Origin of the sequence: Saltatorellus ferox (assembly GCA_007751475.1) — a bacterium.
Taxonomy (GTDB): domain Bacteria; phylum Planctomycetota; class UBA1135; order UBA1135.
The window spans coordinates 3,092,412-3,108,928 of record CP036434.1 but is presented as its reverse complement, the minus strand read 5'-3'; the positions used below and the strand labels follow the sequence as shown (position 1 = coordinate 3,108,928).

The window sequence follows — 16,517 nt, the reverse complement described above, 5'->3', positions numbered from 1 at the left end:
GCCCAGGAGTCAGCTGCGCGGTATGACCAGAATCGTCACCGGGTCCGCGGCGTCGAGCGCCGCGAGCTCGGCGCTCGCGAGCGCCAGCAGCTGATTCGCCTCCCCGAGCCCGGAGAGGTCGACGATCTGGTGCGGCTTCACGAGCTGGACCTCGGGCACCACGAGGCCGCCGTCGCCCCAGGTCGTATAGCGCTCGATCAGCTCGGAGAGCTGCCCCTCCGCGTCCTCCGCCTTCGTCGCCACGGCGAAGGCGTCCTTCGTCACGTAGCGCACGACGCCCTCCGCGTCGAGGACCGTCGCGGGCATGCGCCATACGCGAAAGAGGCCGAAGAAGACGCGCGCTCGCCGCTCGGCGGTAAAGGTGCGCAGCCAGGAGTCGCGGGAGCCGAGCGATGAGACCTCGGTCTCGCCGACGCCGAGCGGCCCGGCGGCGATCGCGCGCAGCTCGTCCTCGCCGGGACGCGGGCCCGAGAGATCCTTCGTGCGGAGCTGCGGCGAACCGCTCGCCGTCGCGCGAACGCGCCGCTCGCGCCGGTCGATCTCGACGTGCACCTCGATCGTTTCGGGGTCGGCGCCCATCCGTGCCACGCGGTCGAAGGCCTCCCGGCGCAGGGCGAGCAGCTCCGACTCGGTGGGATGAAGAAGCGTCCGCTCGACGCTGTCCTGGAGGATCCCCAGCGCGACACCGATGGCCGAAATCACCTCCGCATGACGGGCGATCTTGAACTCCATCCCGAGGGAGCGCGCCGTGAAGGGCACGACCGCCTCGGCGCCTCCTCCGCCCCCGACCATGACGAGATCCGTGGCCGCGATCTTGTGCTCGGCGACGAGGCGCTTGACCACGGGGGCCACCCGCGCAGCGCCGAGCTCCAGCATGCGCGTCGCCACCGCCTTGGCGCTCGTACCGAAGTAGCGCCCCGCGGCCTCGAAGGCGGACTGAATCGACGCCGCGTGGCCGCGACCGTAGCCCTCGGAGAGGCCCAAGAGGTTGGAGGCGCCCGTGGGAGTGAGCGCGTGGGTGATATCGCCGCCGCGACGCAGCGCGAGGTAGTCCTCGGGGTCGCCGGGCTTCGGCCGCATGAGCGCGCACTCGACGTCACCGAGGTCCTCCGTGAAGCTCTCGTACTCGAGCCCCGCGATGTGAGCGCTCCTGGGGCCGACGTCGAAGAGTTTCCCGCGCCGCACGCGCGGCACCGAGCCGCCTGCGACGCCCACGGTTCGCACGTCCAGCGTTCGCACGAAGAGGCGCCGCCCGCCGATCTCCGCGGCCTTGATCTCGGGCCGGCCGTTCCGGATGAGGCAGATGTCGCTGGAGGTGCCGCCGACCTCGACGAAGATGCCGTTCGTGATGCGCTCGTACATGAGCGCGGCCGCGACGCCCGCTGCGGGGCCCGACAGCATCGTGAGGATGGGCCGCTGGCGCATGGCGTCGATATCCATGATGCCGCCGTCGGAGCGCATGACCATCAAGGGCGCGTCGATGCCGCTGCGCGCGACGGCGTCGGCGGTGCGATTCGCGGTCTCGATCATGATCGGCAGCATGCTCGCGTTGATCACCGCGGTCAGCGTTCGCATGCGCAGCCCGTAGAGTTGGGTCAGCCCGGCCGTGGCCGTCGCGGGCACGCCGCGCTCCTGGGCCAGGGCGACGACGCGGTTCTCGTTCTCCGGCCGATCGACGCTGAACGGCTCCGCCGCCACGATCGCCTTCGCGCCACCTGCGATCAACTCGTCGATGAGCGCCGCGGCCTTCGCTTCATCGAGCCCGCCCGTGACGTCGAGGTAGCGGAAGGTGGTCTCCAGGAACGCGCCCGGACCGAGTTCCACTCGCCCGACGTTGGCCTCGCGGCGCGCCCTGAGGCCCGACGCGCCGCTGCCGAGGCCGAGCACCCCCACCTTGGCGACGTCGCCCTCCAGGAGCGCGTTCGTGGCCTGGGTCGTGGAGTGCGCGATCAGCACGACCTCGTCCGGTGAAATGGCGGCCTCCTCCAGGAGGCGGAGCATCGACTGCACGACGCCCGCGGCGACGCCCTCCTCGCTCCCGTGCGTCGTGGGAACGACCGCCTTGCCGACGAGTTCGGTGCGAGTTACGTCGATGGCGACCGCATGGGTGAACGTCCCGCCGACGTCGATGCCGATCTTGAGCTTGCGCTGGGTCATGGGATCAAAGGAACCATGCGGCGCTCAGGGCCAGGCCGATGAAGACCCCGCCCCAGACGAACGGGAGGGTGCGCAGCATGAGCGCGTTGACGTCGACGCCCTGGTGATGCGCGATCCAGACGTTGGCGGTGTTCGTGGGGTCGCAGATCCCCTGGACCTGGCCGACCGACAGCAGCATCGCCATGATCGCGGCGGCGGGGAGGGACTGCGCTCCGAGCAGGATCGTGGCGACGCCGAACCCGAGCCCCCAGACGTTCAAGGGGCCCCGGTAGAGGGCGAGCGGCGCGGCGAGGCCGAATCCCAGCACGTAGCCGAGCGGCGACGACGGCACGAGCTTTTCGAGGATCGGCTCGATGGCGGCGAGCACGGGCCAGGGCGATCCTGTGTGGGTCGCCGCCCAGTCCGCCGGTCCCTTGACCGCGGCGATGAGGATGCCGATGCCGATCATCAGGATGATGGCAGGCATGACGCTCGCGCCGCCTTCGATCAGGCACTGCACGGACAGGGCCAGCGAGCCTGGCCGGGCGGTGGCAAGGATCGCGTAGACGAAGCCGATGGCGAACGCGGCCAGGATGGGCACGTCGAAGAGCAGGATCGCGATCAGGGGCACGACCGGGATCAGGTAGGCCCAGCCGCGAATCGTGGCGGTCTGGTGGCGCCAGCGAGACGCGCGCCGAACGAGATCGACGAGCATGCGCAGGAGCAGCAGCACGAAGCCCGCGAGCACGATCCTTCGGGACCAGAGGAGCAGAGCCGAATCTCCTGCGTCCGCCTCCAGGTCGGGGGCGCCGGATGAGCCCCAGCCGCTCTGCCAGAGCGCCACTCCGCCGATCACGCCGAGAAAGCCCAGGAGGATCACGGACGTGCGCGCATCGAGTCGAATGAGCCGCCCGCGGAAGAGTTCGACGAGGATCATCGCCACGCCGCCGAGGGTGACGATCGCGAAGAGAGCGAGCGCGAACCGCTGGACGTCCTCGATCGGCACGCCGAGCGTTTCCACGTAGATCACCCAGTTGGCCGGGTTCACCACGCCACCGAGGCTCATCCCGAACAGCACGATGCCCGCGCCGGCCGCCGGTGAGAGGCCCACCGTGCTGAGCATCGGCAGCACGATCATCGACACCATGATGACCGCGCCGAGTCCCGTCAGACTGGAGAAGAGCAGGGCGACGAGCAGGAGCGAGAACACGCCCACCGCGAGGGGGTCGGCTCCCACGAGTTCCGCGCCCTGCTTGACGAGCTGCTCTGCGACGCCCGACCGCTGCATCACGAAGGAGAGCGCGCCACCGAAGAACGTGACGATCATCGCCTTGTGCAGGCTGATCGCTCCCTCCGAGACGACTCCCTCGAGCACATCGTGTGATGTGAGCTCACCCGTGATAGCCCAGGCCGCCGCTGCGATCGCGAATCCCATGATCGGCAGAACGATCAGCGCGGGGAGCGTGCGGGAGATCATCGCCGCTGCCCCGGCCGTGAACAGGACCACCAGCGCGATGCCGAGCAAGGTTTCGGGGCTCATTTTGGGGCGCTGTCCACGTTCAGGTTTTGCTTGAGGTCCCGGTACTGTCGTCGATCAAGCACGGCAGTCAGGGCAGTGCTGATACCTTGACGGCCCCAGACGGGAAGGCCGCAGGATAGCGGCCAGCCCGGACCTGGTTGAAGGAACTTTTTTGCCACCTCTCCGAAAGGACCCCTCGCCCATGCGCTCTCTCTTCACTCTCGGCGCCGCCGCCTCCCTTACCTGCCTGAGCTTCGGTCAGGTTCGCCTGACCGAAATCGGCACCATCGATCTCAGCTCGACGTCCGATCCGATGAACCCAGAGTTCATCGGTAGCAACCCGTCCGCCATCGCCTGGGACGGCACTGACCTCTACGCGGCGGGGCTCAACAGCTCGGGGGCCACCGCGCCCGTGGGCATCGCTCGCGTCACCGATCCGCTCGGCGCTGCGAGCTTCGGCCCCGCGTTCGGCCTGCAGTCGGCTCCGAATTCGCGCGGCTACTCTGGCCTCGACATCTCTGGGGCCGGGATCGCGGCTGCCTACGACTCCGGCGCCTCCGATCCCCAGGGAATCGCTCTCTACGATCCTGCAGGCGTGCAGGTCTGGGTCAAGGACGGGCGCGGCGGAAGCGGCGTCGCCTTCAACCCGGGCTTCCCTGGTGGCGATCCTGCGCTGGGTGAGGGCGTCGCCTGGGCGACCTTTGGAAGCGGCCGCGCGAGGCTCCAGGATGCCGCCACGGGCGCGGACATCTGGGACGGCACGAATGGGTTCGTGATCTTCACGAGTGAAGGGTCGTTCTTCCGCGACCTCGACTTCGAGGACGCGACCGGTGACGTCTGGGTCCGCGAGGGCAACAACGTGCTCTCCTTCACGCGGAACGGCGACAACTCGGTGACGAACGCGGCGATCGTCTTCGATCAGGATCCCGACGCCGATTTCGTTTCGGGCCAGAACATCGCGCACCTCCAGAACGAGGGGCTCGTTATCTACAACGACCGTTCGACCACCGGCGGCGGTCAAGACTTCTTCAGCGTCGTGAACGTCATCGACGAGACCGGCGCGCCGCAGATGGTGAACTGGGGCGGCTTCGCCCCCGCTGCGGGCTCCGGCTACTACGACTTCTCGTACGACGCGGCCACCAGCACGCTGGCAATCCTGGATTTCGGCGCCCGCAGCGCGACGATCTTCCAGGTGGCGACCGGCCCGGAGCCGAAGCCGATTTCGCTGGTGAACCTTCGACTCAACGAGGCCGCGTCCAGCCAGACGATCGACTTCTTGGCCAACCTCAGCGTGCTCGGCACCGAGGCCCGCAACCTGTATGGCATCGATTTCGACCCTTCGGGAACGACGCTGTACGGCGTGGATGACGCCACCCTCGAGATCGTCACCATCGACCCGGCGACGGGCGTCTCCACGCCCACCGGAACCCTTCTGACGGGACCCGCCAGTCTGACCGGGCTCTCCGGCCTCTCGTGCGCGCCCGACGGAACCTGGTACCTCTCCGACTACGACGGGATGGACAGCAACCTCTTCCGTGGAAGCATTCACACGGGCGTGTTCGACTTCGTCGGCGTGATCGCACCCGCCAACCTCATGATCGACATCGCGTGCGACGCCCAGGGCAACCTCTACGGCTTCTCCGTCTCGGACGACTCCCTCTATACCATCGACACGAGCACCGGCCTCGGGACTCCGATCGGGACCGGGATCGGCCTCAACGCGAACTTCGCCCAGGGCATGGACTTCGACTGGTCCACGGACACGCTCTTCGCCACGGTCTACACGGGGAGCGGAACCGGAGCGTTCTGTGCGATCGACCTGACCACGGGGGTGGCGACGATCCTCGATGACACGACGCCCACGAACAGCGAGTTCGAGATGGCCGTCCAGGCGGAGATCCCCGGCGGGATCTCGACGAACTACTGCGCAGCGGAGCCGAACTCGACCGGCGGTGCCGCGTCGATCGTGGCGACCGGAAGCGCGGGGCTCATCGCCAACGATCTCGTGTTGACCTGTACCGGTATGCCCGCGGACTCGTTCTCGATCTTCATCGCCAGCACCACCCAGGACTTCGTGCCGATGGCAGGCGGCGGCGCGGGCAATCTGTGTCTCGGTGGAAGCATCGGTCGCGGCGTGGGCGGCGCGATCTACAACAGCGGTGCGGCCGGTTCGATCTCTGCCTCGGTCGACTGGACGTCGATCCCGCAGCCCGCGGGCGCCGTCGCGGCCATGGCGGGGGACACCTGGAACTTCCAGTGCTGGTTCCGCGATGCGGACGTGGGCGGCGTGCCCACGTTCAACTACTCGGACGCTACCAGCGTCCTCGTCCGCTAATCGGAAGGACCTTCCGAGACGCCTGCTGGTTGCCCCTTGACGGATGACTACCCAGGTCATCGTCAAGGGGAGTATGACGCCTCGATAGGGCTCAACGAAGGGCGGCGGGAGCCACGAAGAGCGGCTGCGAGATCTGTTGTGGAAGACCTCCCTCCTCCTGACTCTCCTCAAGACGATCACCCGTTCAAGCGTCCCCACCACGTCCCGATCCCCCCACCAGTCCCTGCCCCCAACCGACACAAACGGACCAGGTACAAACGTTCCGCTTCGGGTCCTGGCGCTATCCGATACAAACGGACCAGGTACAGACGTTTCGGTTGGGGAGGGGGTTGGATCGGTCCTGACTCGGGGTTCTGGCGCTCTTGCGGGTCCTCTTGCAGGCGGTGAGGCTCTGGTGGACGCTTTGGCCGCACACTCGACCCTCTCACAGTAGCATTGGATGAGATGGGGCCTGCCGTGATGGAGCTTCCGCCCACTCTTCGGGAATCCCGCGAACTCCACGACCGCTGGCGCGCCCTGCGCGGTTTCGATAGAGGACGGTCTTTCGAGGTACGACCGCGAGATCGAGCGACTGCAAACCCGGGTCGACCGAGCGGACAATCAGCTTGCCGAAGCGAGGACGCCCGACCCGGATCACGCCGCGGCACACACGATTCGCGCCGCCTACGAGCAGCTCGAGAGCGCGAAGGAACGGGCGAACGTGAAGAAGATGGCGGGCTCCAACCGGTCCTCGATACGTACCTCACCCGGAGCCAGGGTCCCCCCGTTACGCTTCCCCGATGCTCATCAGCCTGTACAGGAAGTGGAAGAGGGCGCGGCTCCTCGAGGGCGGCTTTCGCGCCACGTGGCTCCCCTACATGGAGTCGCTACCGTTCGTGGCGCACTTGACCCCTGCTCAGCGCACCCGGCTCGAGGAGCTCACGATGGTCCTGATCGACCAGGTCTACTGGGAAGGTCGCGCGGGCCTCGAAGTGACCGACGAGATGCGCGTTAGCGTGGCGGCCCAGGCCTGCCGCCTGATCCTCGGCCTCGGCGACGATGCCTACCGAGGCGTCCGCACGGTCTACCTCTTCCCCAGCACCTACAGCGCACCCGACGGGACCATGAAAGGGCCTGGCGTCCGCGGCGAGGGTGACAGCCACCGCCTCGGCGAAGCGTGGCTCCGCGGCCCGGTCGTTCTCTCTTGGCGAGCGACCCGGCAGGGCGCGGCGAACGATGACGACGGGCGCAACGTCATCTACCACGAGTTCGCGCACAAGCTCGACATGATCGATGGCTACGCGGACGGCACGCCGCCTGCGCGCAACCGCCAGGCCTATGACACGTGGGTCGAAGTGGCAGGTCGCGAGTACGAGCGTCTGAAGGAATCGACCGACCGCGGCAAACGCACGCTCCTCGGCTCCTACGGCGCCACCAACGAGGCCGAGTTCTTCGCGGTCGCGACCGAGGTCTTCTTCGAGCGGCCCGAGCGAATGCGCGAACGCCACGAAGAGCTGTTCCGCTGCCTCGTGGACTTCTACGGCCAGACGCCGGTCAGCGGCGACGACTGATGCCGCACCCTGGCTCCTGCGTGAGCCGCGGCGGGCGGCGCGCGGACCACACGGCGCTCCAGTCCAGCCTGTGGCGAGAATCCTGTGAGGCATCGGAACCCGGAACCAGAACCATGGTTCCAGGATCGTCCGCATCCAGCTTCTACCGCCACCTGCTGCCTTGAAAGCACCCAAAATTCGCCCTGATTCGCGATCCCAGGCCCTCTCCCGGCAGCTCCGGTCAGGAGCCTCCTGGCTCGGCGGGTTCCTGCTGGTGCTCAACTCGGCCTCCGGTCAGGTCGTCTCCGTCTCGATCTCGGACCCGGTCGCCGGAGACACCGTGTCCGGCGTCATCACGGTCTCGGGAGCGTCGTCGGGGCTCATGAATGGCCGCGTCGCCATCTCCGTCGACGGTGGACCGTGGCGACTCGCCCAGGGACGGGACTCCTGGTCCTTCGACTGGGACACGGGTCCGCTCGGCCAGGGCCCCCATACTCTGGTCGCGCGAGCGCGCGAGTGCTTCACCTGTACGCCCGCCTTCGACAGCGTCACCGTGACCGTGGATGGCGCGGGCTCCGGGCTCCAGGAGTTCACGTATTTCTCCAGCGTGGACGGAACGCCGATGGACTCGAAGCTCTGGCTCCCGGCGGGCTTCGACCCCAACGGGCCGCCGGTGCCGATCGTTTGCCACCTTCACGGCGGCGGCGGCCTTGGCAGCATCTCCGGTGCGATGGCGGCCGAACTCGACGCGCGCGGATGGATCGGCATCGCCCCCGATGGTCGCGAGTGGGGCCTCGCCCAGCTCGGCTGCGACTGGTCGAATTCCAGCGCCTACGTGAACAACCCTGACCCGAACGTCGGGCCAGGCGAACAGGACATCTTCGACGCGATCGAGTGGATCGCGGCCCTGTACCCGGTCGATCGGGATCGGATCTACCTCACCGGCTTCTCCATGGGAGGACGCGGCACGTACGCGATCGGACTGAAGAATCCGGACTACTTCGCGGCCATCGCGCCGATGGGCGCGCCCACGGACATGTTCGAAGTCCACGTGCGCAGGCCCCAGAACGAAGAGTGCAAGAACGGCATGGTCGGCGGCGTTCCTGGCTCGACGCCGCGCGTCGACACCATGGTCAAAGTCACGAGCGGGCGCTTCCTGCTCGAGAACGCCTTCAACATCCCCGTCCACCACGCTCACGGGCTAAACGACACGGTGGCCAGCAACACGACCTCCGAGTCCGAGTACCTGCACGGCTGGCACGTCACGACCGATGCGTCCTTCGACGCGTGCCATGGCACCTCGACCTTCTGCTTCGGGCATACTCCGACGCTCACCGAGCTGCACGCGAACGAGCCGGACGGCTACGACTGGGCCTACCTGTTCACGCCCGTCGGCCATTTCAGCGACAACCGCTGGCTCTCCGGAACGCCGGCCCAGGCGGGCCTCTTCGGCACCGCGGATCCGCTGAACCCCGGCGACCTCCTGGGCGTCTACGATTTCTTCGAGCGACGTACGCTGGTTCACAGTCCGGAGAAGATCGTCTTCAAGACCTACGAGGACGAGCATCGGCGCGCCTTCTGGGCCGAACTCCTCACCAGCGCTCCGTGGAGCGCCGAGCCCGCCGCCGTTCGCGTCACGAGAGACGCTGCCGCGAACGCGCTCCACGCCGAGGTCGCTCGCGCCGGCGAGATCGGCTTCGATCTTGACCGCGCGGGTCTCGCGCTCACGGCGCAGTCGCCGCTCAGCGTGGTGCTCGCTCCCCTGGCCGACTCGGCCTACGATCCTGCCCTGGACGTCACCGCCGAGAGTTCCACTCCGAGGGTTCGGCTCGAGGTCGGACCCGACGTCGTCGGCGCGACCGCGGTCCTCGACGGCCTTGTCCTCGCCCCCGACATGGTGAGCGTTTCCAGCGGCGACGTCGCGATCGGTCCCGTCGATCTCCAGGCCAGCACCCGTATCCTCGACGTGTACGCGGTCGAAGCTTTCTGCACGAGCACACCCAACACCACAGGCCTGGGTGCGCGACTCCGCTCGTCGGGAACGACCAGCATCGGACGGAACGACTTCGTCCTCAGCGTCGATCAGGCGATCCCGAACGGTGCGGGCCTCTTCTTCTACGGCTTCGCCGAAGCGGATGCGCCGCTCGGAGACGGCCGGCTCTGCATCGGGGGAACGCTCCAGCGCGCACCCGCGCCGACGTTCTTCGATGGAACCGGCAGCGGCACATGGGACGTGGACCTGGCGGCCCCACCCGCCTCGTCCGGACCGAATGCGATCACGGCGGGCGCGACGGTGCGCTTCCAGCTCTGGTACCGCGACGTCGGCAGTCCCGCAGGGTCGAATGCGTCGAACGCGCTCCGCGCCAGGTTCCTGCCCTAGCAGCGCCCTACTTCTTCTTGTCGGCCGGCTTGGGTGCCGGCTTGGGCGTATCGCCCGCTCGCGCCGCCTCGCCGCTGAGACGCGTCCAGTTGGTGTCGGCCATCGTCTTCAGCTTCGGCGCGCCCCCCTTCTTCTTCCACGACTTGCGCGTGTCGGCGAAGAAGCCGTCGAAGAACACGTAGAGCCGGCCGTCTTCGATGGTGAACGACTTCGGATCGATCTCGACCTTATCGCCCTTCCCGTCGGCCATCGCCCATGCGCACCAGCCGCCGTACATCGGAAGGAAACGAGACGGATCGGCCAGGAACGCTTTCTTGTTTGCCTCGGAGCTGAAGCGGTAGATCACCCCCTCGTGCTTCGTGGTGATCGACTTGTCGCCCTTCTTGGCCTGACCGCCGAACTCCTGGAAGTAGGCGACGGGGTCGTAGCCATCGAGGGCGAGCCCCTTCTTGTCGACGTTGTAGTCGCCGGTCTTATCCACCGGCTTCTCGACCGGCTTGTCCACCGGCTTATCGACGGGCGTCTGCCACGTCGCGGTCGTGGCCATGACGACCCCCGCGGCGGACGTCACCTGCCCCTGGGCTGCCTGGGGCAAGGCCACGAGACAGGCCAGAACGCTGGGAGCGACCAAGGCCCGGGATCGAATCAGGTGTTTCATACAGGGTGAGGAGGTGGATGAGGGAAGCGCCGAGCAGGGCGCCAATCACCCCGGAGGCCCGCGCCAGCCAACGGGACGTGGCCGTTCGGCGCGGGGCCCCCATTGTGACGGGGCTCCTGCGAGATCGAGGCTGCGCTCCCCGATGGTGCCTGAAATCGCCCAAAATCCGGTAACGGGCTTCGCCAGGCGGTCACTGAAGCAGGAACCCTACCCCGCCCAGCACCCGTATCCTCCCGTCCGATGACCCCTCCCACCGTCCTCACGATCGATCAGCTCCTCGGCGAGCGCGAGTGGCTGGAGCGCCTCTGTGACCGCCTCGTTCGGGATGCAGCCGAGGCGGATGACCTCGTCCAGGAGACCATGATCCGCGCCCTCGGCGCGGATTCTGCGGCCTCGGCCCACGCCATGGGGAAGCTCCGGGGCTGGCTGGCGATCACGGTAGGCCGAGTGGCGCAGGAGTCGAGACGTCGAACAGGTCGACGCCGGAGACGCGAAGTCGCGGCTGCGCAGCCTGACCTGGTGGAGACGACGCCCGAGTCGGCGATGGCGGGCGCGGAGCTGAGGGAGCAACTCTCACGACTGGTGCTGCGGCTCCCGGACGATGAGCGGCAGGCGATCGTCTTGCGCTACTACGAGGGGCTGCGACCCACGGAGATTGCGGCTCGCCTGGAGAACACCTCGAGCGGCGCCGTTCGACAGAGGATTCATCGGGGGATGACCAGGCTTCGCGCGGACCTCGAGCAAGAGACCCAGAGCGGACGGGCCAGCTGGCTTCCCGCGGCGATCGCTTTCGCGCAAGGTTCAAGGTCGGTGGCCCCCCATGCTGCCGGCTCCGCCGCTGCGAGCGCGAACTCGCTCCCATGGGTGGCGGCGCTCCTGGTGGTCACCTCCGCCGGAGCGATGCTCGCGGGGCTCTGGCGTGTCGAGCCGGCGCAGCAGGAACGGGAGTCTCTGGCGCTACTGAGTCCGGCGTCGCCGGCAGCGCTGTCGTCCCCCGTCGTCCCGATCGCCCAGCCAGGTCCCGAGCGCGAAGCCGCGCTCCCCGAGCCGAGCGCAGGCCGCGGAGAGCGTCGGTTCCAGATCCTCCACCCGCAAACGGGCAAGCCCCTGGTGGGCGCCGAATGGTACGCCGTCGCCACGGGCGAGAACGATCCCCAGCCCCAAGAGGCCATGGATGTCGAGTACCTCCCTCCTCCGAGCCTGTACGCCGCTGGTGTCACGGACGCCCAGGGCCTCGCTGTGGTTCCCCCGATCGAAGTCGACCTCTACCAGCTGCTGATCGGGCGAGGGCAGGGTCACGCGGCGGGCGCGTTCGCCGTCGACTCCAGCGCTGGCTTCCCGGGACCCACGGTCCTGAGTCCACCTGTGGGAACGACCTCCAGGGGCCGGGTCGTGAACGCGCTCGGCGCACCGGTCCCTGACGCGGAGATCATCGAGTACGACCTCTTCGAGAGGGAGCGGCACGTGGGCAGGACCGACGCAGAGGGAAGATTCGAGATCTCCGGCGTCGGCTCGGTCCCCCGCCAGTTCCTGCGACGCAAAGACGGCGCCATCGTTCACGTCTGGTGCAGCGACTCGGACTTCCTGGTCCGAAGGGGTCCCGGCGAGCCGTGCGCCAGGATCCCGACGTGGAAAGGCGGTCACGTCTCTCCCCCGGGCGCAGCGGGCCCCACGATCGAAGAACTCGGAGATATCACTCTTGCGGCGCACCAGGTTCTCCAGGGCAAGGTGATCGACGCGGAAGGCGCACCCGTGCGCGGAGCGCTGATTCATCCGGGCCCTTCGGCCGAGACCTGGACCTGGACGGCCCACCAAGCGGCCAGGAGAAAGCGACATCCGTGGCGATCAGGAGCCGACGTACACCCAACGTTCAGCGACGCCGACGGCGAGTTTGCGCTCAAAAGCGTTCGATCGCCTGAGCGGAAGGCGACCCGCAGCACGGTCGTGGCGATCGCACCCGATGGCCGACACGCCACGGCCACCGTCGCGACGCTCGAACGCGGCACGGAGCCGGAGCCGCTCGTCCTTCAGGTCTCGGGCGAGGACCGCGTACGCCTCCGGCTAGAGGATCGAACGCGCCCGGGGAAGCCGCTCGATCTGCCGAAGAGCGCGCCCCGCGTCGCAGGATGGCGCAAGCTGACGACCCTGCGCGGCCGCCCCCTCGACTCACCGAATCTCTTCGTCGCGACGATCGTGGGCTCGGGCGTGGTTTCGATCCCGGCACGGGGACTCAGCCGAACGGCCCGGACCTCTTCGATCGAGCTGGAGATCCCCGGGTACGAGGTCGTCGCCGTGGAGATTCCGCGGGGCGCCGATGAGGTGTCGGTCCCGCTGGACCGCCGCACGCGCCGGCGCGTCCACCTCAGCTTCGGCGAGCCCGCGGCGGCGAACCTTGCGCCCATCAGCGTCATCCTGGTCTCGGAGAAGCCGGACGAACGTCTCCTGTCGTCCCCTTCTGGCTCCAACAGCGCGGCCTGGCCGAGGACGGCCTTCGCTGGCTGCGTCCACCTGGGCTTGCAGGGCGGAGAAACGGTCGAGCTGGCGTGGCCCCACGCGAAGCCGGCGTGGCTGATCGCGTTCCATGACTACTCGTGGGGAATGTACGATCCCCCTGGCCCGACCGTCGTCGGCCCCCTGCTTGCGCCCGAAGATGGAGAGACGATCGACCTTCCGCTCGCGCCCTGGAATCGGGGAGACCGACGGGGGCCGCACGACCTGACCGGTCTCCCGGAAGTTCCTGTCCATTGACCGAGGATCGAGCCCTCCCGCGGCCCCATGGGCCATTTCCGGAATTCAATCCCCGCTCGGTAGCGCGTGCGCTAGGCTCGGATCCATGCTCGCTCTGGTCATCACCCTCGCGCTCCCCGCGGGCCCCGCTGCCACCGCCCCTGTGCCCCAGGGCGTCACGGTCGCGCGCTTCACCACCAACCCGCTTCTCTCGGTCCAGAACGTCACCCGCGAGACCGCCCAGAACCTCGACCGCCCCGGGATCCAGCCGCCCTTCGTGAGCTTCGCCGGGCCGTCCGTGATCCGCGTTCCCGACTGGATCGAGGACGCCCCGGGGCAGTACGCCATGTACTTCGCCCACCACAAGGGCGGGCACATTCGGGTGGCGTTCGCCGACGACGTGCGCGGTCCCTGGACGGTCCACGCGCCGGGTGCCGGGGTGCTCGGCCTCGAAGACGTCGAGGGGCTCATCGAGGACCACGTCGCCTCGCCGGACGTCCACGTGGACGACGCCCGCCGCCGCCTCGTGATGTACTTCCACGGGCCCCTGGACGGCGCGGATTTCGATCAGCGGACCTTCGTCGCCACCTCGACCAACGCGACTCGCTTCGAGGTCGCCAGCCACGAGGACCTCGGGGAACCCTACTTCCGGGTCTTCTGGCACCGCGGCTTCGCGTACTCGCCGGGCCGCCTCGGCCCCTTCGCCCGCTCGCGCGACGGGTTCACGGGCTTCACCACGGGACCGAAGCTGTTCGACAACCGCGTCCGTCACTACGCCTGTGTGCCGTGGAACGACGAACTCTACGTCTTCTACTCTCGGATGAACGAGGGACCGGAGCGGATCCGATTGCGCACGATCGATCTCGCGGATCCGGCGCATCCTGGACTCGGGCGCAACTGGACCGAGTGGGCCCTTTCCGCTCCGCGCGAGGTGCTCCGTCCCATCGAACCCTACGAACGCCAGCCCGGTCCTCGGACGCTCGACCCGAACGTGTTCTTCGACATCGACGGGAAGGCGTACCTCTTCTACTCCGGCGGGCACGAGCAGACAATTGCGGGCGCCGAACTCATCATCGACGAGTGGCAGACGCTCGGTATCCGGAACATCCGGTGCGCATCGGGCGCGGGCGTCGGACTGGCTGGCACCGAAGCGCGCGTCGGCGCTCAGCCATGGCTCGACACGCCCGCCACCATCCAGAGTCTGCCCGCGTCGCTCGTTGGCGCGCGCATCGTGCAGACAGGGATCGGGGACGTCCGAAGCAACGCTGCCGCGGAGTTCTTCCTGCGCTTCGAGGTCAGCGAGACCGCCACCGTGACGATCGCCCACGATACGGCGACCCTGGGCTTCCCCGCCTGGCTCGGGGGCTGGACAGCCACCGGAGAGACCCTGAACGTCGAGGATCCGCGGGGAAGCCTGGCTTCCCCGCGGATCCTCGATGTCTATGAGCGCTCGTTCGAGCCGGGGGCGGTCGCGATCGGGGGGAATCTACCCCGCGATGCAGCCTTCCCGCTGGACGGCGTCATGTACTGCGTCTTCGTGCGCTGAAGGCTACTTGCCAGCGGAAGCGGCTGCCTTTTCGCGCTGGGCCGCAAGGGCTGCGTCGACCTTGGCCACGTACGTGGTCGGATCGGCGTGCACCTTGGCCTCGCAGCCGCCGCAGCACGTCTTGAGCAGGCGACCACCGACGACGAACGCCTTGGCCGACTCCTTGTTGATGTCGCCCTTGTCGTTCACGACGCACGCTTCGAGCACGTAGTCCTTGCCCTGCTGCTCCATCACGGCCGCGTTGAGCTGCAGCGCGAAAGCGTCCGGCTCAGCCGTGACCTTCTTGGCGCACATGGCGCAGCACACGCGGAAGAGTCGGTTCTTCACGATGACGTCCGTACCGATGTAGGCCATCTCGCCAGCGTCGTTCTTCTCCATCAGCGGCTCGCCGCTGACGCAGCAAGTGTCCATCGGGTAGATCGGAGCCTGGGCCGCGATCTGGGCCTTGTCGACCTTCTCCAGCCACTTGGCCGGGTCCGCCGCGACGGCTTCCGCGCAGCCTCCGCAGCAGAACTTGAGTTCGCGGCCGTCGACGACCTTCGTGGTCGGCGTGCCCTTGACGTCGATCGGGCGGCCCGACGCGGCGCAGGTCGTGAGGAGGTAGGGATCACCGTCCCAGCTCGCGGCCGCCTCAGCTTCGGGCGAAGCCTCGCCGTCCTGGGTAGCGAAGGTGGCTACGAACTCGGCCTTCTTGGTTTCGCTCCAGCCCTCGACGGCGGCCTTGCACTTGCCGCAGCAGACGCCAATGTTGCCACCCTTGGTCTCGACTTCCATGCCGGCCTTGACGGGCTGACCGGAAACCGGGCACTCGGTGTTGACGGAATCAGGGGTGGAGGCGGTCAGCGCGCCCGCGGCGGGCACGCCGAACGCAAAGGTCAGCAGGAGGATCGAGGCGATCGAATAGAAGAGGCAGCGCATGGGATGGAAAGTGGATGGAGAAGACTGCGGCCCCGGGGGGAGCCGGCCATGAGAAACGGTCCGATGTCGATAGCAGACACCGGACCGTGTGCAATCACAAGCGCGACGAAGCGCGCGAGCCTGAAGGGAGCTTTACTCCACCGGAACGTCCTCGCCTCGCGCGCGTGCGACCTCGGCGTCCTGCGCCTTCTGGGCGCGTTCTTTGGTCGCAGCGCGGCGCTGGGCCACGGGCAACGGGCTGAGCAGCATCGTCATACGACGGCCCTGCATCTTCGCGGGCATCTCGACCTTCGACATGTCGGCGAGTTCCGAGGCGACCTGGCGCATCACGTCGTAGCCGTGCTCCGGGTGCGCCATCTGACGCCCCTTGAAGATGCAGACGCAGAGAACCTTGTGCCCCTCGTCGAGGAACTTCCGGCCGTCCGTCAGACGGTAGGAAAGGTCGTGGTCCGAGATAGCAGGCCGAACGCGAAGCTCCTTGAGCCCGGACTTGGTCTTCGTCCCGCTCTTGTCCTTCTTGTTCTTCTTGCTCTGCTCGTAGTTGAACTTACCCCAGTCGAGGATCTTGCACACCGGCGGGCGAGCAGTCGGGGCGACTTCGACGAGATCGAGCCCTGCGTTCACGGCGCGCTGGAGCGCGTCTTTCGTCTGTACGACGCCGGCCTGCTCGCCGTTCTCGTCGATCAATCGGACTTCGGGAACACGGATTCGTCGGTTGCGTCGGAAGTTCTGGACAGCCAAGTGGGTTCTCTTTGGGTTTCGTGATGGC

The 16,517-nt window shown here is 67.9% G+C and carries 10 protein-coding genes; 5 read left to right on the top strand and 5 right to left on the bottom strand.

The window, feature by feature from the left end; translation table 11 throughout:
• Positions 1-9: 9 nt before the first annotated feature.
• Both Poly30_RS11085 and Poly30_RS11080 read right to left on the bottom strand, forming a co-directional pair.
• Positions 10-2,157, bottom strand: coding sequence for a hydantoinase/oxoprolinase family protein (locus Poly30_RS11085; RefSeq protein ID WP_145197206.1), 2,148 nt, complete (start codon positions 2,155-2,157; stop codon positions 10-12).
• Between the two features lie 4 nt (positions 2,158-2,161).
• Positions 2,162-3,676 carry a citrate transporter gene (locus Poly30_RS11080; protein WP_145197204.1) on the bottom strand — a complete coding sequence of 505 codons (1,515 nt, stop codon included), beginning with the start codon at positions 3,674-3,676 and terminating at the stop codon, positions 2,162-2,164.
• Between the two features lie 181 nt (positions 3,677-3,857).
• Between Poly30_RS11080 and Poly30_RS11075 the strand changes: the two genes are divergently transcribed.
• The 3 genes from Poly30_RS11075 to Poly30_RS11065 all read left to right on the top strand — a co-directional run bounded on the left by Poly30_RS11075 (position 3,858) and on the right by Poly30_RS11065 (position 9,899).
• A complete protein-coding gene (locus tag Poly30_RS11075) occupies positions 3,858-5,990 on the top strand; it encodes an NHL repeat-containing protein (RefSeq protein ID WP_145197202.1) in 2,133 nt (710 codons plus the stop codon).
• A gap of 779 nt (positions 5,991-6,769) precedes the next feature.
• Positions 6,770-7,540, top strand: a complete 771-nt coding sequence (locus tag Poly30_RS11070) for a M90 family metallopeptidase (RefSeq protein ID WP_145197200.1) — start codon at positions 6,770-6,772, stop codon at positions 7,538-7,540.
• 160 nt (positions 7,541-7,700) lie between these two features.
• Positions 7,701-9,899, top strand: coding sequence for an Ig-like domain-containing protein (locus tag Poly30_RS11065; RefSeq protein ID WP_419191250.1), 2,199 nt, complete (start codon positions 7,701-7,703; stop codon positions 9,897-9,899).
• Positions 9,900-9,906: 7 nt separating this feature from the next.
• Here the strand turns inward: Poly30_RS11065 and Poly30_RS11060 are convergent, their stop codons facing one another.
• On the bottom strand, positions 9,907-10,557 hold the full coding sequence (locus tag Poly30_RS11060) for a YHS domain-containing (seleno)protein (protein ID WP_145197198.1): 651 nt from the start codon (positions 10,555-10,557) through the stop codon (positions 9,907-9,909).
• Between the two features lie 240 nt (positions 10,558-10,797).
• On the opposite strand from Poly30_RS11060, the gene Poly30_RS11055 reads away from it, so the two are divergent.
• Together Poly30_RS11055 and Poly30_RS11050 are read left to right on the top strand one after the other, a co-directional pair.
• Positions 10,798-13,305, top strand: a complete 2,508-nt coding sequence (locus Poly30_RS11055) for a sigma-70 family RNA polymerase sigma factor (protein WP_145197196.1) — start codon at positions 10,798-10,800, stop codon at positions 13,303-13,305.
• An 85-nt stretch (positions 13,306-13,390) separates the two neighbouring features.
• Entirely contained in the window at positions 13,391-14,830 is a 1,440-nt protein-coding gene (locus Poly30_RS11050) for a glycoside hydrolase family protein (RefSeq protein WP_145197194.1), read from the top strand.
• 3 nt (positions 14,831-14,833) lie between these two features.
• On the opposite strand, the gene Poly30_RS11045 is transcribed toward Poly30_RS11050, so the two are convergent.
• The gene (locus Poly30_RS11045; protein WP_145197192.1) at positions 14,834-15,748 is read right to left on the bottom strand and encodes a hypothetical protein; all 915 of its coding nucleotides are present in this window, start codon (positions 15,746-15,748) and stop codon (positions 14,834-14,836) included.
• A 132-nt stretch (positions 15,749-15,880) separates the two neighbouring features.
• The gene (infC, locus tag Poly30_RS11040) at positions 15,881-16,489 is read right to left on the bottom strand and encodes a translation initiation factor IF-3 (protein ID WP_145197190.1); all 609 of its coding nucleotides are present in this window, start codon (positions 16,487-16,489) and stop codon (positions 15,881-15,883) included.
• Positions 16,490-16,517 lie beyond the last annotated feature (28 nt).

Bases quoted from the DNA above. Each gene is read 5' to 3' on its own strand.
- Poly30_RS11085 (WP_145197206.1), bottom strand. From the start codon at position 2,157: ATGACCCAGCGCAAGCTCAAGATCGGCATCGACGTCGGCGGGACGTTC.
- Poly30_RS11080 (WP_145197204.1), bottom strand. From the start codon at position 3,676: ATGAGCCCCGAAACCTTGCTCGGCATCGCGCTGGTGGTCCTGTTCACG.
- Poly30_RS11060 (WP_145197198.1), bottom strand. From the start codon at position 10,557: ATGAAACACCTGATTCGATCCCGGGCCTTGGTCGCTCCCAGCGTTCTG.
- Poly30_RS11045 (WP_145197192.1), bottom strand. From the start codon at position 15,748: ATGCGCTGCCTCTTCTATTCGATCGCCTCGATCCTCCTGCTGACCTTT.
- Poly30_RS11070 (WP_145197200.1), top strand. From the start codon at position 6,770: ATGCTCATCAGCCTGTACAGGAAGTGGAAGAGGGCGCGGCTCCTCGAG.
- Poly30_RS11075 (WP_145197202.1), top strand. From the start codon at position 3,858: ATGCGCTCTCTCTTCACTCTCGGCGCCGCCGCCTCCCTTACCTGCCTG.
- Poly30_RS11050 (WP_145197194.1), top strand. From the start codon at position 13,391: ATGCTCGCTCTGGTCATCACCCTCGCGCTCCCCGCGGGCCCCGCTGCC.
- Poly30_RS11055 (WP_145197196.1), top strand. From the start codon at position 10,798: ATGACCCCTCCCACCGTCCTCACGATCGATCAGCTCCTCGGCGAGCGC.